This window comes from Pseudomonas sp. NBRC 111139, assembly GCF_001753955.1.
In the GTDB taxonomy this organism is placed as follows: domain Bacteria; phylum Pseudomonadota; class Gammaproteobacteria; order Pseudomonadales; family Pseudomonadaceae; genus Aquipseudomonas; species Aquipseudomonas alloputida.
The window spans coordinates 62,448-87,189 of record NZ_BCBP01000021.1; the positions used below are offsets into that span (position 1 = coordinate 62,448).

Here is a 24,742-nt window from a genome sequence, read left to right on the forward strand (position 1 = left end):
AGGGACACCCCACCCATCAAGGCCACTCGATGCTAGCCATCGAACAACTCTACAAATCATTCCCCACCCCCCAAGGCCCGCTTCCCATATTGCAGGGGGTGGACATGCGCCTGGCGCGGGGCAGCAGCCTGGCGCTGATGGGCGAGTCGGGCAGCGGCAAGAGCACTTTGCTGCACCTGGTGGCTGGCCTGGACCGAGCGGACAGCGGCCGTATTCTGATCGACGATGTTCCGCTCGATGGCCGTTCGGAAGCGTCGCTGGCGCAGTGGCGGCGGGAGGGGATCGGCCTGGTGTTTCAGCAGTACAACCTGATCAGCAGCCTGGACGTGGGCCTGAACCTTACCTTCCAGGCCCGTCTCGCCGGGCGGCATGACCCGCATTGGGCGGCTTACCTGGCGCAGCGCCTGGGCCTGGCGGACCTGCTTGAGCGTTACCCGGAACAACTGTCTGGCGGCCAGCAGCAGCGGGTCGCCATCGGCCGTGCGCTTGCCGGGCGCCCGGCCTGGCTGTTGGCTGACGAACCGACCGGCAGCCTTGACGAGGCCAGCAGTGACGAGGTGCTGAGTTTGTTGTTGCAGTTGGTCGCCGAAGCCGGCAGCGGGGTACTGATGGTGACCCACAGCCCGCGGCTGGCGGCGCGTTTGCAGCGCCGTTGCTACCTGCAGGCCGGCCGTGTGCGGCCCGAGCAGGGCTGATGAAGCTTTTGTCGCTGGCCCTGTTGGCGCTGCTCAGCCACTGGCGGCGCCATCGTGTGCAGTGCTTCAGCATCTTCACTGGCCTGTGGCTGGCCACGGCACTGTGGACCGGTGTGCAGGCATTGAACAGCCAGGCACGCAGCGACTATGCCCGGGCCAGCGCGGTACTGACCGGGCCGTTGCAGGCGCAACTGATCGCGCGCAATGGCGAGCGCTTCGATCAGGCGTTGTACGTGCAACTGCGCAGGCAGGGCTGGGCTGTTTCGCCGGTGCTGGAAGGGCGCTTGCGCTTGCCGGGCGAGCCCGCACGCAGTGTGCGACTGATCGGCATCGAGCCGTTGAGCCTGCCGCCTGCCAGCAGCATTGCCGGGGTGCAGGTGCAGGCATTCGACCTGCAAGCGTTCATCGGCACGCCCGGGCAAGCCTGGGTTGGGCCAGACACCTTGCGTCAACTGAACACAAGCCCCGGGCAGCCGACCCGCGACAGTGAAGGGCAGTTGCTGCCGCCTATGGTTTTGCAGCCTGCGTTGGCACCCGGGGTCATCGTGGTGGACATCGGCCACGCGCAGGCGTTGCTGAACGCACCGGGGCAGTTGTCTCGTCTGCTGCTGGCTGATACGCCCGGGCCGTTGCCTGCGGATATTGCCCGCCACCTTGAACTGCAGCCGCGGCAGGACGATGGCGGCTTGCAGCGCCTCACCGACAGTTTCCACCTCAACCTGACCGCCCTCGGCCTGCTGGCGTTCGTTGTCGGCTTGTTCATCGCCCACGCCGCGATCGGTCTGGCGCTGGAGCAGCGCCGTGGGCTGATCCGCAACCTGCGCGCGTGCGGCATCAGCCTGAAGACCCTGCTGGGTGCCCTGGTGCTGGAGCTGGGCCTGTTCGCGGCAGTGGGTGGGCTGGCCGGGGTGGTCAGTGGTTACGCATTGGCCGCGTGGCTGTTGCCCGACGTGGCCGCCAGCCTGCGTGGTCTGTATGGCGCCCAGGTCGCCGGCACGTTGAGCCTGCCGGCGGGGTGGTGGCTGCTGGGTGTGCTGGTAAGTGTACTCGGGGCATTGCTGGCAGGGCTGGAGAGTGTAATGCGTGCTGCCCGGTTGCCTTTGCTGGCGCTGGCGCAACCCCAGGCCTGGCGACTGGCGCAGGGGCCATGGTTGCAACGGCAGACTTTGCTAGCGGGCCTGCTGCTGTTGCTGGCCTTGGGCTGTGGTGTCTTCGGGGCTGGCCTGCTTAGCGCGTTCGGCATGCTGGCAGGGTTGTTGCTGGCGGCGGCGCTGCTGTTGCCGGCCTTGCTCGATCGGGTACTGGCGTGGCTGGCGCGTCGTTGCCACCGGCCATTGGCGCAATGGTTCGTGGCTGACAGCCGCCAGCAGCTGCCAGCCTTGAGCCTGGCGTTGGTCGCCCTTTTGCTGGCGCTGGCTGCCAGTGTTGGCGTGGGCAGCATGACCGAGGGTTTTCGCAAGACGTTTGTCGGTTGGCTTGACCTGCGCCTCTCCGCCGACCTGTATGTCACCCCGCGGGACACGGCCCAAGGCTTGCAGATAGTCGAGTGGCTCAAGCAGCAACCTGTGGCCAGCGTGGTCCTGCCTGGCTGGCGCGCAGACATGCAGCTGCAAGGTTGGCCGGTGCAAGTGCAGGGCATTGTCGATCACCCCGCCTATGGAACGCGCTGGCCATTGCTGGAACAGCATTCGCGCGCCTGGCAGCAACTGGCCAGTGGACAAGCCGTGATGCTCAGTGAGCAGTTGGCCAGGCGACTGAACCTGCAACTGGGCGACAGCCTGCAGCTGCCCGCAGACACGCCAGCCTTGCCCGTGGTCGGGATCTACGCCGATTACGGCAACCCCAAGGGGCATGTACTGGTCAATGCCGGCTGGTTGCGCGCCCACTGGCCACAGGCAACCCTGGCCGGCTTGAGTGTCGACCTGAGCGCTGAACGGGTGCCGGTGCTCAAGGCCGCGCTGCAACAGCACTTTGCCCTGGATGACAGCCGGGTGGTCGAGCAGGCGCGCCTGAAACGCTGGTCGACCGACGTGTTCAACCGCACCTTTGCCGCCACCGCAGCCCTCAACAGCCTTACCCTTGGCGTGGCCGGTGTGGCGTTGTTCATCAACCTGCTGACCCTGGGCCAGGCCCGGCTGGGCCAGTTGGCACCGCTGTGGGCGCTGGGGGTGCGGCGCATGCAACTGGTCTGGCTGAGCCTGGGGCAGACACTCATGCTCAGCAGCTTCACCGTGCTGCTGGCAATCCCGCTTGGGCTGTTGCTGGCCTGGTGCCTGGTCGCGGTGGTGAACGTGCAGGCCTTCGGCTGGCGTTTACCGCTGTATGTGTTCCCCATGCAACTGCTGCAGTTGACCGTGCTGGGCATGCTCACCAGCCTGCTGGCCTGCGCCTGGCCGCTGTGGCAGCTGGCGCGCCGCCAGCCGCGCGAACTGTTGAGGCCGTTGGCCGATGAAGCTTAATGCGTGGCTGTTGCTGAGCGGGTTGTTGTTGTGCGGCTGTGATCAGCCTGCACCGCAAAGCTATGCCGGGCTCGGGCAGCAGGCTGGCGAATTCAGCCAGGTGACCCGCGATCATCGTCTGGTCTTCCCGCATGACCACGGTCCCCACGACGGCTTTCGTATCGAGTGGTGGTATGTCACCGCCAACCTCAAGGACGCCCAGGGCCGAGATTGGGGCGCCCAGTGGACACTGTTCCGCTCGGCCCTGCGTCCCGGCCCGGAGACCACCGGCTGGAACAGCCCGAACCTGTGGATGGGGCATGCAGCACTGACCGGGCCGGGTGGCCATCAGGCTGCTGAAACCCTGGCGCGGGGGGGTATCGGCCAGGCCGGCGTGCAGGCCCAGCCGTTTCGTGCATGGATCAATGACTGGGTGTTACAGGGCCAGGGCGGTATTGAACAGCTACAGATGGTCGCAAGTGGCGACGGTTTTCGCTATGACTTGCAGTTGCACAGCGATCTTCCCTTGGTGCTGCATGGGGAGCAGGGCTACAGCGAAAAATCAGGCAAGGGCCAGGCTTCGTACTATTACAGCCAGCCGTTCTACCAGGTCCAGGGGCACGTCCAGCATGGCAGCCTGTGCATCGCGGTTACCGGGCAGGCCTGGCTGGACCGGGAATGGAGCAGTCAGCCGCTGGCGTCCGGGCAGACCGGCTGGGACTGGTTTTCCCTGCACCTGGACAGTGGCGCCAAGCTGATGCTGTTCCAGGTTCGGGAGACCCACGGGGAACCGTATCGCGCCGGGACCTGGGTAGGGCCACAGGGGGAGGTGGTGGCGCTGGACGCGGCACAGATCCAGCTGCAGGCCCTGGCCTGGTCTGCGCAGAAAAACGGCAAGCAGGTGCCGACGCGCTGGCGGGTACAAGTGCCGGAGCATGGGGTGGATGTGCAGGTCGATGCCGTGGAGCCGCAGGCGTGGATGCAGACACGGTTCCCGTATTGGGAAGGGCCGGTACGCTTTAACGGGAGTGCGGGCGGGCGCGGGTATCTGGAGATGACCGGGTACTAGTGCAACAACGTTTGCGCAAGACAGATGCGCCCATAAAGGTTGCGCCAGGCCCTTCAATCCTTGATCAGCCCTCGCAGCACTGCCCGCGCTTCTTCAGTACGCAAGCACTCGATGAACAGTCGGCTTTCCCGCGCCACCGTGGCCTCCAGCTCCGCCCGCTGGCTGTCCTTGAGCAGCCGCTTGCTGATCCGCAGTGCCGCCTGCGGGTAGCCTTGCAGCTGCCGCGCCAGCGTGCGGGCAGCGTCCAGGCATTGTTCGCCGTTTTCATGCAGCTCATTGGCCAGCCCCCAGGCCAGCATCTGTTCGCCATCCAGCAATGCATTGGTCAGCAGCAAGCGTGCCGCCCGGGCCTGGCCAAGCACACGCGGCAGCAGCAGGCTGGAACCAAACTCCGGGCACACACCCAGCGGCGCGAAAGGCATGCGCAGCTTGGTCGAGCGGCTGACCAGCACCTGGTCGCAGTGCAGCAACAGGGTGGCCCCGATGCCGATCGCCGCACCACTGACCGCTGCGATCAGCGGCTTGTCCAGGCCCATGACCACCCGCATCAGGCGGAACACCGGGCTGTCCAGGTCGCTGGGCGGGTTGTCGAGGAAGTCGCGAAGGTCGTTGCCAGCGCTGAAGCAGTGCGGCCCACCGGTGATGATGATGGCATCGACAGCGGGGTCTTCACCTGCCGCCAGCAATAGGTCGCCCAGCAGCTGGTACATGGCAGTGTTCAGGGCATTGAGCTTGTCGGGGCGGTTGAAGGCCAGGGTCAGCAGGCCTTGGTCCAGCTCGCGTGTGATTAGGTCGTTCATGGCAGCCGCTTTTATTGTTGTGAGGGGGCCCTGACGGGCAGTGGCGCTTAGGGTTTATCACGCAGTCCGGCTTGTTGTACAGTCGTTCAGTCCAGCCCCTAACCAGAGACCCACCGATGACTCAGGAAGCCCGCTACCACCGCATGCTGCCGGAATTGCGCAAAGCCAACCTGGTCGAGGCGACCCTGGTGTGCCTCAAGCGCCATGGTTTCCAGGGGGCTTCGATCCGCAAGATTTCGGCCGAGGCCGGGGTCTCGGTCGGGTTGATCAGTCACCATTACGCCGGCAAGGACGAACTGGTGGCAGAGGCTTACATGGCCGTCACCGGTCGGGTGATGGGCCTGTTGCGCGAGGCCATGGCCCAAGCTGCGCCCAATGCCCGCGAGCGGTTGTCGGCGTTTTTCCGTGCCTCGTTCTGCGCCGAGCTGCTCGACCCGCAATTGCTCGATGCCTGGCTGGCCTTCTGGGGCGCGGTGAAGACCGCCGACGCGATCAACCAGGTGCACGACCACTCCTACGGCGAGTACCGCAACGAACTTGGCCAGCTACTGGCCAGGCTGGCCGAGGAGGAGGGCTGGCAGGGCTTCGATGCCGACCTGGCGGCCATCAGCCTGAGCGCCTTGCTCGACGGCCTGTGGCTGGAGTCGGGCCTGAACCCCGGCACCTTCACCCCCGAGCAGGGCGTGATCATCTGCGAGGCCTGGGTCGACGGCCTGCAGGCCGGTGGCCGGAGGCGCTTCAGCCTGTCCGAGGGCTGTTGATCACCTGTTCAGTAACGAGTACGCTGCTGTCGCGAGTGTGTAGAACAACACCAATAAAAAGAGACAACACGCAATGACGCCTCGGGTATTGATCGTCGATGACGATCCGCTTATTCGTGACTTGCTGCAGGCCTACCTGTCCCAAGAGGACTACGACGTACACTGCGCCGACACCGCGGAAAGGGCCGAAGCCCTGCTTGCCAGCCAGGATGTCGACCTGGTGCTGCTGGACATCCGCCTGCCCGGCAAGGACGGCCTCACCCTGACCCGCGAACTGCGGGTGCGCTCGGAGGTTGGCATAATCCTCGTCACCGGGCGCAATGACGACATAGACCGCATCGTTGGCCTGGAATGCGGTGCAGATGACTACGTGATCAAGCCACTCAACCCCCGCGAGCTGGTGTCCCGGGCGAAAAACCTGATCCGCCGCGTGCGCCATGCCCGCGAGGCGCACCCCGCCCCGGCCTGCGCGCAATCGCTGAAGCAGTTCGCCGACTGGGCACTGGATACCGACCGCCGGCGCCTGATCGACGCCTGTGGCGGGCAAACCCTGCTGACCCACGGCGAGTTCCAGTTGCTCAGCGTGTTCCTGCGCAACAGCGGCCACACCCTCAGCCGCGACCAGTTGATGGACCAGATTCGCAACCGCGAGTGGGTGCCCAACGACCGCTCCATCGACGTGCTGGTCGGCCGCCTGCGACGCAAGCTGCATGACGACCCGGCCGAACCGCAGTTGATCATCACCATTCACGGCACCGGCTACCTGTTCACCGCCAGCGTGGCAGCATGATTCCTCGCGCCTGGCAGTTGGCGCTGGCCTTGACGTTGCCCACCCTGCACGCCAGTGCCAGTGAGCCGGTGCGCTACTGTGACTACCCGGTGTACCCGCCCATTTCCTGGAGCGACGGCCACCAGGTGCGCGGCCTGGCCCCCACCGTAGTGCGCGAACTGTTCGCGCGCATGGGCTACGAGGTGCAAACCGTGGTGCTGGGCAACTGGAAGCGCTGCTTGATGGACGCCGCCGCCGGGCGGGTGGACGTGGTCCTGGCCTACAACAGCGACCAGCGTGACCAGCGCATGCGTTTTTCCACGGAGCCGGTGGTGCGCGAGGAAGTGGCCGTGTTCTACAACCGCAAGCGGCCGGTGCAGTTCCAGCAGCTGGAGGACCTGGCGGGTTACCGCGGCGGCCTGCTGTACGGTGAAAGCTATGGCGCCGAGTTCGACCGATTCGTCGCCCGGCATCAGAACATCGAGCGGGTGTCTTCCAGCCAGCAGAACTTCGGCAAGCTGATCCGCGGGCGCATCGACTATGTGATTCAGGAGCGGCGCACCGGGCTGCTGTTCATCGAACACCTGCCCGGGGCGCAGGATATTCGCGCATTGCCCACGGCACTGAGCGTGGACTACCTGCGGGTGGCGGTATCGCGACAGTCACCCTTGAGCCAGCACATGGCTGAAATCGACGCGCAGTTGCAGCGGATGAACCAGGCGGGCGAGATCGCGCGTTGGTTGGAGCAAAGTGAGGTCACTTACCGCGACATGATCAACCTGCCGGCGGATGCACGATGATCCGCCTGCGCACCGATGGCCTGCTGCGCCGCCTGCTGCTGTTCATCCTGCTGTTCAGCTTGTGCTTCACGGTGCTGGCCAGCGGCGTGCAGCTGTACTTCGAGTACCGTCGCGAAATGCGGGATATAGAGGCACGCATGGCGCTGATCCGCGCCGGCTACCTGGCCAGCCTGGAGCGCAGCCTGTGGGACCTCGACGAGGCGCAGCTGGATGTTCAGTTGCGCGGCCTGGTGGACTTTTCCGATGTGGCGCGGGTGCGTCTGATCAGTGATGATTTCCCATTGTTACGCGGTGAGGCCGACCCTCAAGGGCCGCTGCGCATCGAGCGCTTCCCCCTCGACTATCAGCCGCCCTCAGGGCCGGTCAGGCACCTGGGCGAACTGGAAGTCAGCATCGACCTTGGCGCGGTACACCGGCGGCTTTACGCCACGGGCCTTGCCAGCCTGTTGTGGATGGGCGTGTTTCTGTGCGGCCTGGCAGTGGCGCTGTCAGGGCTGTTCTACCGCCTGGTTACCCGCCACCTGCAAGTGATGGCCGAGTTCGCCCGCCGCATTGGCGCCGGCCAGTGGCAGGAGCCGTTGCGCCTTGGCCGCCGCCGTTCATCGCGCCCTGACGAGATCGACACGGTGGCCAATGCCCTGGACGATATGCGCCGCGCCATCCTCAGCGACATTGAACGCCGCGAGCGCGACCGCCTGGCGTTGCAAGACAAGCGCGACGAACTGCAGGCCATGGTCGAACGACGTACCGCCAGCCTGGCCCGGGCCAAGGATGACGCCGAGGCCGCCAACCTGGCCAAGTCACGCTTCCTGGCGACCATGAGCCACGAACTGCGCACCCCGCTCAACGGCATCCTGGGCATGGCCGAGCTGCTACGCGGTGGCCGGCTGGAAGCGGCCGACCGTCAGCGCCTGGAAGCCTTGTACAAGGCCGGCGAGGGGCTGTTGGCGATTCTCAACGAAGTGCTGTATTTCGCCCGGCTCGAAGAAGGTGAGAGCCGCGCCGAGCTGGTCGGCTTTTCGCTGCGCCAGTTGTGCCAGGAAGTGCTGGCGCTGCTCGAACCCATGGCCGCGGACAACGGAGACACACTGCATCTGGAGATTGATGAGCAATTAGCCGGTTACCAGCACGGCGCCGAGCAGTACCTGCGTCAGGTGCTCAGCAACCTGCTGGCCAATGCCATCAAATTCACCGAGCACGGCCAGGTGCGGCTCAAGGTGCAGGTGCTGGTCAGCGATACGACCACGCAGCGCCTGCGGGTGTCGGTCAGTGACAATGGCATCGGCATCGAGCCGGCCGTACAGGCAAAAATCTTCGACCGCTTCGTCCAGGCCAGCGAGGCCGTGGCACGCCGCTACGGCGGCACCGGTCTGGGACTGGCGATCTGCAAGCACCTGGTGGAAAAGCTGGGGGGCTGCATTGGCCTGGACAGTGTACAAGGGCAGGGCAGCTGCTTCTGGTTCGAACTCGACATCGCCCTTGGGCAGCCGGTTGCGGCCAATACCCCGGCCCAGTCGGTCAGCGCCAGCCTGGATATCCTGGTGGTCGAGGACGTCGCGCTGAACCGTGAGGTGGCGAGCGGCCTGCTGGTGCGCGATGGCCACCGGGTGAGCTTTGCCGAGGATGCCGGGCAGGCCCTGCAGTTGTGCGCACAGCGGCGCTTCGACCTGATCCTGCTGGACGTTCACCTGCCCGGCATGAGCGGGGTGGAACTGTGCCGGCAGCTTCGCGCCACCCCCGGGCCTAACCACCACAGCCGGATAGTGGCGCTGACCGCTGGCGTGCAACCGGGGCAACTGTCGGATTACCTGGAAGCCGGCATGCAAGGTGTGCTGGCCAAGCCCCTGCGGCTGGCCAACCTGCGCCAGGCGCTGGCCGACGCAACGCCGACTGAAGAGGCCGGTATTGACGCAAACATGGACTGGTCGCTGCTGGCCACCCACCGCTCGCTGCTGGGCGAGCAGAAGCTGCAGGGCCTGCTGAATGTGTTGCGCCAGTCACTGGAGCAGCACGCCACAGCGTTGGCCGAGGCGCTGCCAGCCCAGGACTTTACCGAGGTGCTGCACCTGGCCCATCGCCTGGCCGGCAGTTGCGACTCCCTGGGTTTTTCTGGCCTGGCTGCGCTGTTGCGACGCCTGGAAGACGCAGCCCGCCAGCATGATGGGCAGGCGCTGAACGCACTGGCCGAGCCACTGGCAAGCCAGCTCGGCCAGGCCCGTGCGACCCTGGAACAGCTGATTCAGAGCTGACGTACAAAAAACTTACGACTTTTTACATCTTCGATCCGTTCGTACAACGGCACCTTACATCCGTTTCCAATAATCCATGGCAACCGTGTTGCACGCGGTCCATGAGGCTTATTGGAGACAAGAATAATGACATGCCGTAGCGCTCAGCCCCTCGTTCGCATCGCCACACGTACCTGCCGCAATGGTGAGGTGCGCCATGACTGACAACGTTGAAAAGATCCAGCTCACCCGCGCCCTGAAAAGCCGACACATCTTCATGCTGTCGCTGGGTGGGGTTATTGGAACCGGCCTGTTCATGGGCTCGGGCGTAACCATCAATCAGGGTGGGCCGGTGGGCGCGATCCTGGCTTACCTGGTCGCGGGCTTGCTGATGTACCTGGTGATGGTCTGCCTGGGTGAGCTGTCGGTGCAGATGCCGGTGTCCGGTTCGTTCCAGGCCCACGCCACTAAGTACATTGGCCCGGCCACCGGCTTCATGATCGGCTGGGTGTACTGGATGAGCTGGGCCACCACCGTAGGCCTGGAGTTCACCGCTGCCGGCATGCTGATGACCCGCTGGTTCCCGGAGGTGCCGATCTGGTACTGGTCGGCGCTGTTCGTGGTGGTGCTGTTCGGCCTCAACGCCCTGGCCACGCGTGCCTTTGGCGAGGCCGAGTACTGGTTCTCGGGCATCAAGGTGGCAACCATCCTCGGCTTCATCGTCATTGGCCTGCTGGTGATCTTCGGTGCCATCCCCCTGAGCAGCGGGGCACCCGCACCGATGCTGAACAACCTGGTGGGCGAGTCGCTGTTCCCCCACGGCCTGTCGGCAGTGTTCGCGGTGATGATGACCGTGGTCTATGCCTTCCAGGGTTGCGAAATCATGGGGGTGGCGGCTGGTGAGACCGAGCACCCGGAAAAAAGCATCCCGCGGGCGGTGCGCAATGTGGTGTTCCGCGTGCTGATCTTCTATGTGCTGGCGATTGCCGTGCTGTCGGCCATTGTGCCGCACGAGCAGGCCGGGCTGATGGAAAGCCCGTTCGTGCAGGTGTTCGACATGGTCGGCATCCCTTACGCCGCCGACTTGATGAACTTCGTCATCCTTACGGCCATCCTCTCGGTGGGTAACTCTGGGTTGTATGCCTCCACGCGCATCCTCTGGGCCATGTCCAAGACTGGCATGGCACCGAAAAGCCTGTCGCCGCTGAGCAAGCGTGGCGTGCCGCTGCGGGCGCTGAGCATCACCCTGTGCTTTGCGCTGATCTCGCTGATGACCAGCTTCGTTGCGGCTGACACGCTGTTCATGGTGTTGATGGCGGTAAGCGGTATGTCCGGCACCGTGACCTGGATCGTCATCGCCCTGGCGCAGTACCGCTTCCGCAAGGCCTGGCTGCGCGACGGCGGGCAAGTGCAGGACCTGAAGTACAAGGCGCCGCTGTACCCGCTGGTGCCGCTGCTGTGCATCACCCTGTGCAGCTCGCTGTTCGTGTTCCTGGCGCTGGATGAAACCCAACGACCGTCGCTGTACTGGGGCTTTGGCTTCATTGCCCTGTGCTACGCGGCGTACTTCTTCGTCAACCGCCGCCGGCAGGGGGCCTTCGCACCCAGCGCACCAGGGGTTTGACACCGCAGCTCGTCGCCGGCGGGTGTCAATCGCTGCATGTTCAGCACCTGTGAGATCGAGCACCGCCCGCGCGGCGCGCGATCTCACAGGCCATAAAGCCGTCACGACGAACGCCCTTGTGTAACGCCAAACACCGAGTTGTGCGAAGTTGTAACAGCCCATCCCGTCTTGTTGAACACTCGTTTAGTATCTTCCTCGTCAAGCCCTCCAAAACCATCACAACAACACCGAGGCCCCCATGACTACCCCGTCGTCGCCACTGTTGAGCAAGGTCGAAGCTGGCGTTGCCTGGATCACCCTCAACCGCCCCGAGCAGCGCAACGCGCTGGACATTCCCACCCTCAAGCAACTGCACGCCTTGCTCGACAGCCATGCCGACGACCCCGCCGTACGCGTGGTGGTGCTGACCGGCAGCGGCCGCAGCTTCTGCGCTGGCGCCGACCTGGCCGAATGGGCTGCCGCCGAAGCTGCCGGCACCCTGGAAAGCTATGGCTGGACCGAAACTGCCCATGCCCTGATGTTGCGCCTGCACAGCCTCGACAAACCCACCATCGCCGCCATCAACGGCACCGCCGTGGGCGGTGGCATGGACCTCAGCCTGTGCTGCGACCTGCGCATCGCCGCCGCCTCGGCGCGCTTCAAGGCCGGCTACACCAGCATGGGCTACAGCCCCGATGCCGGCGCCAGCTGGCACCTGCCACGGCTGATCGGCAGCGAGCAGGCCAAGCGCCTGCTGTTTCTCGACGAGCTGTGGGGCGCTGATCGCGCCCTGGCCGCCGGGTTGGTCAGCGAAGTCTGCGCCGACGAGCAGTTGCCTGCCGTTGCCGCCGAACTGGCCGGGCGCCTGGCCAACGGCCCGACCTTCGCCTATGCGCAGACCAAGCGGCTGATACGCGACGGTGCCCGGCGCACGCTGGCTGAACAGCTGGAAGCCGAGCGCCACGCCGGCCTGCTGTGCGGCCGCAGCCAGGATGGCGCCGAGGCCCTGCAAGCCTCGGTGGAACGTCGCACCCCCCGTTTTACCGGCCAGTAATCCGATACCCGACCCTCATCAGGACCTTCGCAGATGAATTTCCAACTGACCCAAGAACAAGAAATGTTGGTGGAAGCGGTACGCAGCTTTGTTGCCAAGGAGCTGCTGCCCCATGAGGAAGCGGTGGACCGCGCCGACGCCGTGTCACCCGAACTGGCCGCACAGATCCGTGGCAAGGCCATCGCAGCCGGTTTTTATGCCTTCAACATGCCCGAGGAAGTGGGAGGGGGCGGTCTGGACTACCTGTCCCAGGCGCTGATCGAACGTGAGCTGTCCAAGGTGTCCTGGGCGCTGCATGTCTTCGTTGCACGGCCGTCGAAAATCCTCATGGCCTGCAAGGACGAGCAGATCAACGACTACTTGCTGCCTTGTGTGCAGGGCGAGAAAACCGACTGCTTTGCCCTCACCGAACCGGGTGCCGGTTCCGATGCCAACGCCATCAAGACCCGCGCCGTGCGCCAGGGCGATGACTTTGTCATCAACGGCAGCAAGCACTTCATCAGCCACGCCGGCCACGCCGATTTTGCCATCGTCTTCGCGGTCACCGACACCTACGAGCACAACGGGCGCAAGCGCAATGCGGTCACCGCCTTGCTGGTCGACCGGGGTACGCCGGGCATGACCATCCGCCGTGGTCCCAAGTGCGTGAGCAACCGTGGTTATCACACCTACGAGCTGTTCTTCGACGACTGCCGGGTGCCGGCCAGCAAGGTGCTGGGCGAAGTCGGCAAGGGCTGGGAAGTGGCCAACGCCTGGCTTACCGCCGGCCGGGTGATGGTCGCCGCCAACTGCGTGGGCCAGGCCCAGCGCGCCCTCGACCTGTCACTGCAATGGGCCGCCGACCGCAAGCAGTTCGGCCAGGCCATCGGCAGCTACCAGGGGGTGTCGTTCAAGCTGGCCGACATGGCCACGCAGATCCGCGCCGCGGAGATGCTCACCCTGCACACCGCCTGGAAGATGGACCAGGGCAACATGACCGACGGTGAAGCCGGCATGGCCAAGCTGTTTGCCAGCGAAGTGCTGGGCAAGGTCGCCGACGAAGCCGTGCAGATCTTCGGCGGCATGGGCCTGATGGACGAAGGGCCGGTTGAGCGCATTTGGCGCAACGCGCGTATCGAGCGCATCTGGGAGGGCACTTCGGAAATCCAGCGGCATATCATCGCCCGCGAACTGCTGCGCCCGCTGCTGCGCTGAGCGCCAGGAGAACACCCATGTCGCAATCGATTCGTGACAACCTCAAGCGCCTGCTGGCGCCCCGGCACCTGGCCTTCGTTGGCGGGCGCAGCATGGCGCGGGCGCTCAAGCGCTGCGCCGAAGGCGGCTTTGGCGGTGAGCTGTGGCTGGTCAACCCGCAGCATGAAAGCCTGGAAGGCATCCCTTGCGTGGCCCGCGTGGCCGACTTGCCTTACGCCCCGGACGCGGTGTTCATCGCCACCAACCGTGAGCTGACGTTGCAGTGCGTTGCCGAGCTGGCCGCGCGTGGCGCCGGGGGGGCCATCTGCTATGCCTCCGGCTTTGCCGAAAGCGGCGAAGAGGGCTGCCAGTTGCAGCAGCGCCTGCTCGCTGCGGCCGGCAACATGGCCCTGCTCGGCCCCAACTGCTATGGCCTGCTCGACTACCTGCACGGTGCAGCCCTTTGGCCGGTGGCCCATGGCGGCCAGCAGGTGGAGAAGGGCGTGGCGATCCTCACCCAGAGCGGGAACTTTGCCTACAACCTGTCCATGAGCGACCGCTCGCTGCCGGTGGCCTACATGGCCTCGGTCGGCAACCAGGCGCAACTGGGTGTGGCCGAGCTGATGGATGTGCTGCTCGACGACCCACGGGTAACGGCCATCGGGCTGCACCTGGAAGGCTTGAAGAACGTGCCGGGCTTTGCACGCGCCGCCTACAAGGCATTGCAGCAGGGTACGCCGATCATTGCCCTGAAGACGGGCGTTTCGCAGATCGGCGCTGAACTGGCGCTCAGCCACACCAGCTCGTTGTCCGGCTCCGATGCGTTGTACGACAGCCTGTTCCAGCGCCTGGGCGTGATCCGCGTCAGCGGCCCGGTGAGCTTTGTCGAAACGCTCAAGGCCGCAGCCTGCGGATGCTTGCCGGCAGATGGCGAGCTGATTGCGCTGGCCTGCTCAGGCGGCGATGCCGGCCTGATTGCCGACTATGCCGAACGCAACCAGTTGCAACTGCCGAAGCTCGAGCAACGGCAGGTGGCGGCACTGGCCGAGGTGTTGCCGGGCTATGCCAACCTGGTCAACCCACTGGACTTCACCACAGCCATCTGGGGCGATGAGGCCGCCCTGCAACGCATGCTCGACAGTACCCTGAGCGGCGCCGCGGGCGCGGCGATGCTGGTGCTGGACTACCCGGCGGCGTTCACCGGCGAGCGCAAGGAATGTGACCTGCTGCTGGGGCTGTACTGCGATGCCGTTGAACGCCACGGCAAGATCGGCTTCGTCACCTCGGCTTTCCCGGAACTGTTGCCTGCCAGTGCGCGTGAGCGCCTGCATGCGCGGGGCATCGCTGCCCTGCAGGGCGTGGAAGACGCCCTGGCGGCCTGGGGGCGTATCGTCGCTTACCAAAGGAACCGCCAGCGGTTACTGGACCAGGGCGAGGCTGCGCGGGTACCGCTGTGCCCGCAGGCCCTCACGGGCGAAAGCCGACTGTTGGACGAATGGCAATCCAAGCAGGCCCTGCGCGCTTTCGGTCTGCCGGTGCCTTCGGGCGTGCTGAGTACGCCCGAACGCGCCGTGGCAGACGCCGCCCGCGTCGGTTACCCCTTGGTACTGAAGGCGGTCAGCGCGCAGTTGCCGCACAAGACCGAAGCTGGCGCTGTGGCGTTGAACCTGCGCGATGCCCGCGCCCTGGAAGCTGCACTGGTGCAGATGCGCCAGTGCATCGCTGACTACGCCCCGCAGGTTGCGTTTGATCAGGTGCTGCTCGAGCCCATGGCTGAGCCGCCCTTGGCCGAGCTCATAGTGGGCATCAAGCGTGAACACGACTTTGCCCTGGCCTTGGTGATCGGTGCCGGCGGCGTGCTGGTCGAACTGCTCAAGGACAGTGTCAGCCTGTTGTTGCCCACGACCGACAGCGCCATCCGCGCCGCACTGCTGAACCTGCGCAGTGCCAGCCTGCTGCAAGGCTTCCGTGGCCGCCCGGCTGCCGATCTCGACGCCTTGGTCGCAGCTATCCGTGCGGTGGCCGACTACGCCTGCGAAAACGCCGGGCAGCTGTTGGAGCTGGATGTGAACCCATTGATGGTCGGTGCCCATGGCACCACCGCGGTCGACGCGCTGATCCGCCTCGGCCAGGCGCAAGGAGAATGACATGAATGACCTTACTCTGACGGCCGGCCAGGCGCTGGTGCGGTTGTTGGCCAACTACGGTGTGGAGACCGTGTTCGGCATCCCTGGGGTGCACACCCTGGAGCTGTACCGTGGCCTGCCGGGCAGTGGCATTCGCCATGTACTGACCCGCCACGAGCAGGGCGCCGGCTTCATGGCCGACGGCTATGCGCGGGTCAGTGGCAAGCCGGGGGTGTGCTTCGTCATTACCGGCCCAGGCGTGACCAACGTCGCCACCCCCATCGGCCAAGCCTATGCCGACTCGGTGCCGATGCTGGTGATTTCCAGCGTCAACCACACCGCCAGCCTGGGCAAGGGCTGGGGCTGCCTGCATGAAACCCAGGACCAGCGCGCCATGACTGCGCCCATCACGGCGTTTTCTGCGGTGGCCCTGCAGGGCGACGACTTGCCCGAGCTGATCGCTCGCGCCTGGGCAGTGTTCGACAGCGAACGGCCGCGCCCGGTGCACATTTCGGTGCCGCTGGACGTGCTGGCGGCATCGGTCAGCCGGGACTGGAGCGACGAGGTGGTACGCCGTCCTGGGCGTGGCCAGCCGTGCCGCGAAACCCTCGAGCAGGCTGCCCTGAAGCTTGCCGCCGCCCAGCGGCCGATGATCATTGCCGGGGGTGGCGCGTTGCACGCGGCTGAGCAGTTGCAGCAACTCAGTACACGGCTGGCAGCGCCTCTGTTCACCAGCGTGGCCGGCAAGGGCGTGCTGCCACCAGACGCGCCACTCAATGCTGGCGCCAGTCTGTGCGTCGAACCCGGCTGGCAGCTGATCAGCCAGGCTGATGTGGTGCTTGCCGTGGGCACCGAAATGGCCGACACCGACTTCTGGCGCGAGCGCCTGCCGATCACTGGCGAGCTGCTGCGCGTGGACATCGACCCGCGCAAGTTCAACGACTTCTACCCCTGTGCCATTGCCCTGCAGGGCGATGCCCGGCAAACCGTGGACGGTTTGCTCGAACACCTGCCTGCACTCGACCGAGACCCTGCTCAGGCGAGCGAAGCGGTGAGCAACCTGCGCCAGGCCATTCGTCATGGGCATGCACCGTTGCAGGCCACCCATCAGGCGATTCTTGACCGCATTGCCGCCGTGCTGCCCGACGATGCGTTCATCAGCAGCGACATGACCCAACTGGCCTACACAGGCAACTACGCCTTCGCCAGCCGGGCACCACGTAGCTGGCTGCATCCGACCGGCTACGGCACACTCGGCTACGGCCTGCCGGCCGGTATTGGCGGCATGCTTGCCACCGACCATCGCCCAGGCCTGGTGCTGGTGGGCGACGGCGGTTTCCTTTATACCGCCCAGGAGCTGGCCACGGCTGTAGAGGAACTGGACCGGCCGTTGGTGGTGCTGCTGTGGAACAACGACGCCCTCGGGCAGATCCGCGATGACATGCTCGGCCTGAACATCGAGCCGGTCGGCGTGCTGCCGCGTAATCCGGACTTCATCGGCCTGGCCCGTGCCTTTGGTTGCGCGGTGCGCCAGCCGCGTGATCTGGACGCGCTGCAGGCCGACCTGGCCAGCGGTTTCGCCACACCCGGCGTGACCTTCATCGAACTCAAACACACCTGCGTCTGTTAAGCCGCGAACAACCAAAAGAACAAGAGAAACCCACATGCCATTTCGCCGTACACTTCTGGCCGCATCCCTGGCCCTGCTGATCACCGGCCAAGCCCCACTGTATGCCGCCCCCCCGCTGTCGATGGACAACGGTACCAATGCCCTGACCGTGCAAAACAGCAATGCCTGGGTCGAAGTCAGCGCCAGCGCCCTGCAGCACAACATCCGCACGCTGCAGGCCGAGCTGGCCGGCAAGTCCAAGCTGTGCGCCGTGCTCAAGGCCGATGCCTATGGCCACGGTATCGGCCTGGTAATGCCATCGATCATCGCCCAGGGCGTGCCCTGCGTGGCGGTGGCTAGCAACGAGGAGGCCCGCGTGGTCCGCGCCAGTGGCTTCACCGGGCAACTGGTGCGGGTACGCCTGGCCAGCCTCAACGAGCTGGAAGATGGCTTGCAGTACGACATGGAAGAGCTGGTGGGCAGCGCGGAATTTGCCCGCCAGGCCGATGCCATCGCCGCGCGCCATGGCAAGACCTTGCGCATTCACATGGCGCTCAACTCCAGCGGCATGAGCCGCAACGGGGTGGAGATGGCCACCTGGTCCGGCCGTGGCGAAGCGCTGCAGATCACCGACCAGAAGCACCTCAAGCTGGTCGCGCTGATGACCCACTTCGCCGTGGAAGACAAGGACGATGTCCGCAAGGGCCTGGCGGCCTTCAACGAGCAGACTGACTGGTTGATCAAGCACGCGAAGCTCGACCGCAGCAAGCTCACCCTGCACGCCGCCAACTCGTTCGCTACGCTGGAGGTGCCGGAAGCGCGCCTGGACATGGTACGAACAGGGGGCGCGCTGTTCGGTGACACCGTGCCGGCGCGCACCGAGTACAAGCGTGCGATGCAGTTCAAATCGCACGTGGCTGCGGTGCACAGCTATCCGGCTGGCAACACCGTGGGCTATGACCGCACCTTCACCCTGGCCCGTGATTCGCGCCTGGCCAACATTACGGTCGGGTACTCCGATGGCTACCGCCGGGTATTCACCAACAAGGGCCATGTGCTGATCAACGGCCACCGTGTGCCGGTGGTGGGCAAGGTGTCGATGAACACGCTGATGGTCGATGTCACCGACTTCCCGGACGTGAAGGGGGGCAACGAAGTGGTGCTGTTCGGCAAGCAGGCCGGGGGCGAAATCACCCAGGCCGAGATGGAAGAAATCAACGGCGCGTTGCTGGCCGACCTGTACACCGTGTGGGGCAGTTCCAACCCGAAGATCCTCGTCGACTGAAACCGCCAAAGAAGGGAGATTGCCATGCGCTACGCCAAGCTTACCCAACGCATCGCCGGCGACGGGGCTGCGGCCTGGGACATTCACTACCGCGCCCTTGCGCTGCAGGCCGAGGGTAAGGACATCCTGCTGCTGTCGGTGGGTGACCCGGACTTCGACACCCCCGCGCCTATCGTCGAGGCGGCCATCGACAGCCTGCGCGCTGGCCATACCCATTACGCCGATGTACGCGGCAAGCTGGCGCTGCGCCAGGCCATCGCCAACCGTCACCGGCAGCGCAGTGGCCAGGCGGTGAGCGTCGACCAGGTGACCGTGCTGGCGGGTGCCCAGTGCGCGCTGTTCTGCGTGGCCCAGTGCATACTCGACCCAGGCGATGAGGTGATCGTTGCCGAACCGATGTATGTCACTTACGAGGCCGTGTTCGGCGCCTGTGGCGCCAAGGTGGTACCGGTACCGGTCAAGCCCGAGAATGGCTTTCGCGTGTGCCCGCGTGACGTCGCCGAGCGCATTACCCCGCGCACCCGCGCCTTGGCGCTGAACAGCCCGCACAACCCTTCGGGGGCGAGCCTGCCGCGCGCCACCTGGGAGGCGCTGGCCGAACTGTGCATTGCCCATGATCTGTGGCTGATCTCTGACGAGGTCTACAGCGAGCTGCTGTATGAAGGCGAGCATGTCAGCCCCGGCAGCCTGCCGGGCATGGCCGAGCGCACTGCAACGTTGAACAGCCTGTCCAAGTCGCATGCCATGACCGGCTGGCGCATGGGGTGGGTGGTCAGCTCGACAGCACTGGCCACGCATCTGGAAAACCTCGCCCTGTGCATGCTCTACGGCTTGCCGGACTTCGTCCAGGATGCCGCCGTGGTGGCGCTGGAGCAGCCGTTGCCCGAGCTGGACGCCATGCGCGAAGCCTACCGCGAGCGGCGCGATCTGGTGTGCGAGCAGCTGGCCGGCTGCCCGGGCCTCAAGGCATTGAAGCCCGATGGTGGCATGTTCGTGATGGTCGATATTCGTGAGACCGGCGTAAGTGCCCAGGCCTTTGCCGACTACCTGCTGGACAGCCAGGGCGTGTCGGTGCTTGCCGGCGAAGCGTTCGGCCCCAGTGCTGCCGGGCATATCCGCCTGGGCCTGGTGCTGGGCAATGCGGCGCTGGTCGATGCCTGCCAGCGCATCGCCCGCTGTGCCGACGAACTGAAACGGGAGTACGGCCATGCGTGAGTATGCGCGGCTGTACATTGATGGCGCCTGGCAGGTGCCGAGCGGGCAGGGCATGGCTGAGGTGATCGACCCGGCCACCGAGCAGGCCATTGGCCGGGTACCCTTGGGCGCCGAGGCCGATGTCGAGCGGGCGGTGATGGCGGCGCGGCGGGCCTTCGATGGCTGGTCGCGCACACCGTCCAGCGTGCGCGCCGGGTACATCCGGGCATTGGTCGCACAGCTGAAAAACCGTGCGGCGCAAATGGCCGAGGTCATCACCGACGAGTTGGGCATGCCGGTGCAGTGGTGCCAGGCGGTGCAGGTCGAAGGCCCGATTGCCGGGTTGGAGCAATACGCCGAACTGGCCGGGCTGATGGACGAGGTGCGCGAAGTCGGCAACTCGTTGGTGTACCGTGAGGCCGTTGGCGTGTGCGCATTCATCAACCCGTGGAACTACCCGCTGCACCAGATGATCGGCAAGCTGGCGCCGGCCCTGGCTGCCGGGTGCACGGTGGTGGTCAAACCCAGCCAGGAAACGCCGCTACACGCATTTGTGCTGGCCGAAATGATCGACGCCATCGGCCTGCCGGCAGGGGTGTTCAACCTGGTCAGCGGCCCAGGTGCCAAGGTTGGTGAAGCCCTGGCCCGGCACCCGCAGGTGGACATGGTGTCGTTCACCGGCTCAACCGGTGCCGGGGTGCGGGTGGCACAAGCGGCTGCGCCGACGGTGAAGCGGGTATGCCTGGAACTGGGAGGCAAGTCACCGTTGCTGATTACCGCCGATGCCGACCTGCACGCTGCGGTGCGCTATGGCGTGCAGGACGTGATGATCAACTCGGGGCAGACCTGCACGGCACTGACCCGCATGCTGCTGCCGGCCAGCCGCTATGCCGAGGCGCTGGACATTGCCCAGGCCGAGACCCGCGCACTGGTCATGGGCGACCCGCGTGACCCCGCCAGTTTCCTAGGGCCGATGTGTTCGGCAGGACAGCGGCGCACGGTGCTCGACTACATTCGCCAGGGACAGGAGGAGGGCGCGCGCTTGTTGTGCGGTGGTGATCACGGCGGCTTCGAGCACGGGTTCTACGTGGCGCCCACGTTGTTCGCCGACGTCGACAACCGCATGCGCATTGCCCAGGAAGAAATCTTCGGTCCGGTGCTGTGCCTGATCCCCTACGCCGACGAGGCCCAGGCGCTGGCGCTGGCCAATGACTCGCCGTTCGGCCTGTCCAGCGCGGTGTGGGCGGGCAGCCGCGAGCACGGCCTGGCGCTGGCGCGGCAGATACGGGCCGGGCAGTGCTTCATCAACGGGGGCGGGTTCAACTACCGGGCGCCGTTCGGTGGCTACAAGCAGTCGGGCAACGGTCGCGAGTGGGGCGAAGAGGGCCTGGCCGAGTTCGTCGAGGTGAAAGCCGTACAGTGCTGAGCCACCGCTGGAAGACAACCTGTTTTGTGTAAGGAGAATGCTTGTGAATGTACTGATCGTCCACGCTCACCCCGAACCGCAATCGTTCACGGCAGCCCTGCGTGACCAGGCTGTGGAAACCTTCCGCGCCCAAGGCCATCAGGTGCAGGTCAGTGACTTGTACGCCATGGGCTGGAACCCGGTGGCCAGTGCCGATGACTTTACCCAGCGCGAGAACCCCGAGTACCTCGTGTATGCGCTGGAGCAGCGTCAGGGCGTCAAGCGCGGTGCCATTGCCGCAGATATCCAGCAGGAGCTGGACAAGCTGTTGTGGGCCGATCTGCTGGTGTTGAACTTCCCGATCTTCTGGTTCTCGGCCCCGGCCATGCTCAAGGGCTGGATCGACCGTGTGCTGGTGTCGGGGGTGTGCTATGGCGGCAAGCGCTTCTACGACCAGGGCGGCTTGGCCGGCAAGAGGGCGCTGGTGACCGTGACCCTGGGCGGGCGCGAGCACATGTTTGGCGATGGCGCGATTCACGGGCCGTTGGAAGACATGCTGCGGCCGATCCTGCGGGGCACGCTGGCCTATGTCGGGTTCGAGGTGCTGCCGCCGTTCGTGGCTTGGCATGTGCCTTACATCAGTGCTGCTGCGCGGCAGGACTTTCTGCAGCAATACCGGCAGCGTCTGGAGCAGCTCTCGGACGACCAGCCACTGGTGTTCCCGCGCCTGGCGCAGTTCGATGAAGCGTTGTACCCGCTGACGTGACCTTTCTCCTGTACTGAGCACTGGGGCCGCGTTGCGGCCCTTTCGCGACACAAGGCCGCTCCCACAGGATTACCGCCAGCTTCGAAGGCTGCGCCGTCCTCCCACAGGATTACCGCCAGCTTCGAAGGCTGCGCCGTCCTCCCACAGGATTACCACCAGCTTCGAAGTCTGCGCCGTCCTTGTGGGAGCGGCCTTGTGTCGCGAAAGGGCTGCAAAGCAGCCCCAACATTTTGTCGGCATACGATGTTCTGCAAACCTTCCAGCGCCACCTGCCCAAAAACGACCACCCACACATTCGGGGTATGTCACCCCTGGACGAATCCACCGATAGTGAACCCATCGGCTCGATCCGGAGCACTCACACGATGGAGTTGCCATGCGCAAGGTACTGAAGGTGATTGGCGGTCTGCTGCTGGCGTCTGGCGCCAGCCTGGCCCAGGCGGCAGAGGTGGACAGTGGTAACACGTTACGGTTGTACAACTGGACCGACTACATCGGTGAAACCACCCTGGCCGACTTCGAGAAGGCCACCGGCATCAAGGTCATCTACGACACCTTCGATGGCTACGAAACCGTGCAGACCAAACTGCTCACCGGCCGTTCCGGCTACGATCTGGTCATGCTCAACGCCTCGCTGGTCCCCCCGCTGATCAGCGCCGGCGTGTTCCAGGCACTGGACAAGCAGCAACTGCCTAGCTGGCAAAACCTCGATCAGCAGGTGGTCAACAACCTGCAGGGCTACGACCCTGGCCTGAAGTACTCGGCGCCCTATACCTGGGGCAGCTCGGGGGTCACCTACAACGTCGACAAGATCACCGCGCGCATGCCCGACGCGCCGATCGGTTCGCTGGCCATGCTGTTCGACCCCAAGATCGTCTCGCGCTTCGCCGACTGCGGCGTCACCCTGATGGACGCGCCCACCGAGGTCATTCCGCTGGCCCTGCAGTACCTGGGCAAGGACCCACGCAGCGCGTTGCCTGCCGACCTCAAGGCGGCCGAGCAACTGCTGCTGGGCATCCGCCCCTACATTCGCAAGTTCGACTCGGTCAACTACCTCACCAGCCTGCCCAACGGCGATGTCTGCCTGGCGCTGACCTGGTCCGGTGACTACGCCACCGCCCAGGCCCGTGCTGTGGAAGCGAAGAAGGACATCAAACTGTCGTTCTTCATCCCCCAGGAAGGTTCGCTGATCTGGTTCGACAACCTGTACATCCCCAAGGATGCGCCGCACGCGGCCAACGCCCACCGCTTCATCGAGTTTCTGCTGCAGCCGCAGACCATGGCCAAGGTCACTGACTACATCCACTACGCCAACAGCAACGCCGCCGCCACCGCGCTGGTGCGTGACGACATCCGCCAGGACCCGGCCATCTACCCCGACGCACAAACCCGTGAGCGCCTGTTCGCGCAGAAAACCCAGAGCCCCAAGGACATGCGCGCCATCACCCGGGTCTGGAGCACGGTCAAGACCGGTTTCTGAACACTGCCCAAACATTCTCGCCAAGGAGCTGCCCATGGCCACCCCAAGCAAAGCATTCGCTATCGCCCACGACCCGCTGGTGGAGGCCGACAAGGCCCACTACATGCACGGCTACCATGTGTTCGACGAGCACCGCGAGCAAGGCGCGCTGAACATCGTCGCCGGTGAGGGCGCCTACATTCGTGACACCCACGGCAACCGCTTCCTTGATGCCGTCGGCGGCATGTGGTGCACCAACATCGGCCTGGGCCGCGAGGAAATGGCCCTGGCCATCGCAGACCAGGTGCGCCAGCTGGCGTATTCCAACCCGTTCTCCGACATGGCCAACGATGTGGCCATCGAACTGAGCCAGAAGCTTGCGCAGCTGGCGCCGGGCGACTTGAACCATGTGTTCCTCACCACCGGCGGCTCGACCGCTGTCGACACCGCCTACCGGCTGATCCAGTACTACCAGAACTGCCGCGGCAAGCCACACAAGAAGCACATCATCGCCCGCTACAACGCCTACCACGGCTCCACCACCCTGACCATGTCGATCGGCAACAAGGCCGCCGACCGGGTGCCGGAGTTCGACTATCACCACGACCTGATCCACCACGTCTCCAACCCCAACCCGTACCGTGCCCCGCACGACATGGACGAGGCCGAATTCCTCGACTACCTGGTGGCCGAGTTCGAGGATAAGATCCTGTCGCTGGGTGCCGACAACGTGGCGGCGTTCTTCGCCGAGCCGATCATGGGCTCGGGCGGGGTGATCATTCCGCCCGAGGGCTACTTCCAGCGCATGTGGCAGCTGTGCCAGACCTACGACATCCTGTTCGTCGCCGACGAAGTGGTGACCTCGTTCGGGCGCCTGGGCACCTTCTTCGCCAGCGAGGAACTGTTTGGCGTCACCCCAGACATCATCACCACCGCCAAAGGCCTGACCTCGGCGTACCTGCCGCTGGGCGCGTGTATTTTTTCCGAGCGCATCTGGCAAGTGATTGCCGAGCCAGGCAAGGGTCGTTGCTTTACCCACGGGTTTACCTACAGCGGCCACCCGGTGTGCTGCACGGCGGCGCTGAAGAACATCGAGATCATCGAGCGCGAGCAACTGCTCGATCATGTCAACGACGTGGGGGGTTACCTTGAGCAACGCTTGCAGAGCCTGCGCGATCTGCCGCTGGTGGGGGATGTGCGCTGCATGAAGCTGATGGCCTGTGTCGAGTTCGTCGCCAACAAGGCCAGCAAGGCACTGTTCGCCGATGAGGTGAACATCGGCGAACGCATCCACAGCAAGGCGCAGGAAAAAGGGTTGCTGGTGCGCCCGATCATGCACCTGAACGTGATGTCGCCACCGTTGATCATCACCCATGCGCAGGTGGACGAGATCGTCGAGACCCTGCGCCAGTGCATCCTCGAAACCGCGCGTGAACTCACAGCGCTTGGCCTGTACCAAGGCCGATGAACCTGGCGCAAAGGGCTGTGCGCGGGCGTGCCTGGCAGGC

19 protein-coding genes are annotated in these 24,742 nt (G+C 65.1%); 18 read left to right on the top strand and 1 reads right to left on the bottom strand.

What is annotated here, in order from left to right:
• The first annotated feature begins 29 nt into the window (after window positions 1–29).
• The 3 genes from BJQ17_RS06325 to BJQ17_RS06335 are packed head-to-tail and all read left to right on the top strand — an operon-like array spanning window position 30 to window position 4,202.
• Window positions 30–695, top strand: coding sequence for an ABC transporter ATP-binding protein (locus BJQ17_RS06325; RefSeq protein WP_014860003.1), 666 nt, complete (start codon window positions 30–32; stop codon window positions 693–695).
• On the top strand, window positions 695–3,154 hold the full coding sequence (locus tag BJQ17_RS06330) for an ABC transporter permease (protein WP_070095779.1): 2,460 nt from the start codon (window positions 695–697) through the stop codon (window positions 3,152–3,154). Before BJQ17_RS06325 ends, BJQ17_RS06330 begins: the two co-directional genes overlap by 1 nt.
• On the top strand, window positions 3,144–4,202 hold the full coding sequence (locus BJQ17_RS06335) for a lipocalin-like domain-containing protein (protein WP_070095780.1): 1,059 nt from the start codon (window positions 3,144–3,146) through the stop codon (window positions 4,200–4,202). Before BJQ17_RS06330 ends, BJQ17_RS06335 begins: the two co-directional genes overlap by 11 nt.
• Window positions 4,203–4,255: 53 nt before the next feature.
• Here BJQ17_RS06335 and BJQ17_RS06340 read toward each other — a convergent pair whose 3' ends face one another.
• Window positions 4,256–5,002 carry an enoyl-CoA hydratase-related protein gene (locus BJQ17_RS06340; protein ID WP_019751073.1) on the bottom strand — a complete coding sequence of 249 codons (747 nt, stop codon included), beginning with the start codon at window positions 5,000–5,002 and terminating at the stop codon, window positions 4,256–4,258.
• 116 nt (window positions 5,003–5,118) lie between these two features.
• Between BJQ17_RS06340 and BJQ17_RS06345 the strand changes: the two genes are divergently transcribed.
• The 15 genes from BJQ17_RS06345 (at window position 5,119) to BJQ17_RS06415 (ending at window position 24,702) form a co-directional block, all read left to right on the top strand.
• On the top strand, window positions 5,119–5,763 hold the full coding sequence (locus BJQ17_RS06345) for a TetR family transcriptional regulator C-terminal domain-containing protein (protein WP_010954566.1): 645 nt from the start codon (window positions 5,119–5,121) through the stop codon (window positions 5,761–5,763).
• A gap of 73 nt (window positions 5,764–5,836) precedes the next feature.
• Window positions 5,837–6,553: a response regulator gene (locus tag BJQ17_RS06350; protein ID WP_070095781.1), complete on the top strand. Its 717-nt coding sequence runs from the start codon at window positions 5,837–5,839 to the stop codon at window positions 6,551–6,553.
• Entirely contained in the window at window positions 6,550–7,332 is a 783-nt protein-coding gene (locus tag BJQ17_RS06355; RefSeq protein ID WP_070095782.1) for an ABC transporter substrate-binding protein, read from the top strand. The genes BJQ17_RS06350 and BJQ17_RS06355 overlap by 4 nt, the downstream gene beginning before the upstream one ends.
• Window positions 7,329–9,581 carry an ATP-binding protein gene (locus BJQ17_RS06360; protein ID WP_070095783.1) on the top strand — a complete coding sequence of 751 codons (2,253 nt, stop codon included), beginning with the start codon at window positions 7,329–7,331 and terminating at the stop codon, window positions 9,579–9,581. The genes BJQ17_RS06355 and BJQ17_RS06360 overlap by 4 nt, the downstream gene beginning before the upstream one ends.
• A 196-nt stretch (window positions 9,582–9,777) precedes the next feature.
• On the top strand, window positions 9,778–11,184 hold the full coding sequence (locus BJQ17_RS06365; RefSeq protein ID WP_019751076.1) for an amino acid permease: 1,407 nt from the start codon (window positions 9,778–9,780) through the stop codon (window positions 11,182–11,184).
• A 238-nt stretch (window positions 11,185–11,422) separates the two neighbouring features.
• Window positions 11,423–12,217: an enoyl-CoA hydratase/isomerase family protein gene (locus BJQ17_RS06370; RefSeq protein WP_003256131.1), complete on the top strand. Its 795-nt coding sequence runs from the start codon at window positions 11,423–11,425 to the stop codon at window positions 12,215–12,217.
• Between the two features lie 33 nt (window positions 12,218–12,250).
• A complete protein-coding gene (locus BJQ17_RS06375; protein ID WP_003256129.1) occupies window positions 12,251–13,411 on the top strand; it encodes an acyl-CoA dehydrogenase family protein in 1,161 nt (386 codons plus the stop codon).
• Window positions 13,412–13,428: 17 nt separating this feature from the next.
• A complete protein-coding gene (locus BJQ17_RS06380; protein WP_070095784.1) occupies window positions 13,429–15,537 on the top strand; it encodes an acetate--CoA ligase family protein in 2,109 nt (702 codons plus the stop codon).
• Between the two features lies 1 nt (window position 15,538).
• A complete protein-coding gene (locus BJQ17_RS06385) occupies window positions 15,539–17,146 on the top strand; it encodes a 5-guanidino-2-oxopentanoate decarboxylase (protein ID WP_047603061.1) in 1,608 nt (535 codons plus the stop codon).
• Between the two features lie 34 nt (window positions 17,147–17,180).
• The gene (gene alr / locus BJQ17_RS06390) at window positions 17,181–18,410 is read left to right on the top strand and encodes an alanine racemase (RefSeq protein WP_004576440.1); all 1,230 of its coding nucleotides are present in this window, start codon (window positions 17,181–17,183) and stop codon (window positions 18,408–18,410) included.
• 24 nt (window positions 18,411–18,434) lie between these two features.
• On the top strand, window positions 18,435–19,625 hold the full coding sequence (locus BJQ17_RS06395) for a pyridoxal phosphate-dependent aminotransferase (protein WP_014860013.1): 1,191 nt from the start codon (window positions 18,435–18,437) through the stop codon (window positions 19,623–19,625).
• Entirely contained in the window at window positions 19,618–21,030 is a 1,413-nt protein-coding gene (locus BJQ17_RS06400) for an aldehyde dehydrogenase family protein (RefSeq protein ID WP_060538041.1), read from the top strand. The genes BJQ17_RS06395 and BJQ17_RS06400 overlap by 8 nt, the downstream gene beginning before the upstream one ends.
• A 43-nt stretch (window positions 21,031–21,073) precedes the next feature.
• A complete protein-coding gene (locus BJQ17_RS06405; protein WP_017148265.1) occupies window positions 21,074–21,775 on the top strand; it encodes an NAD(P)H-dependent oxidoreductase in 702 nt (233 codons plus the stop codon).
• Between the two features lie 376 nt (window positions 21,776–22,151).
• Complete coding sequence (locus tag BJQ17_RS06410) at window positions 22,152–23,255, top strand: polyamine ABC transporter substrate-binding protein (RefSeq protein WP_070095785.1); 1,104 nt, start codon at window positions 22,152–22,154, stop codon at window positions 23,253–23,255.
• Window positions 23,256–23,289: 34 nt separating this feature from the next.
• Entirely contained in the window at window positions 23,290–24,702 is a 1,413-nt protein-coding gene (locus tag BJQ17_RS06415; RefSeq protein WP_019751082.1) for an aminotransferase, read from the top strand.
• Window positions 24,703–24,742 lie beyond the last annotated feature (40 nt).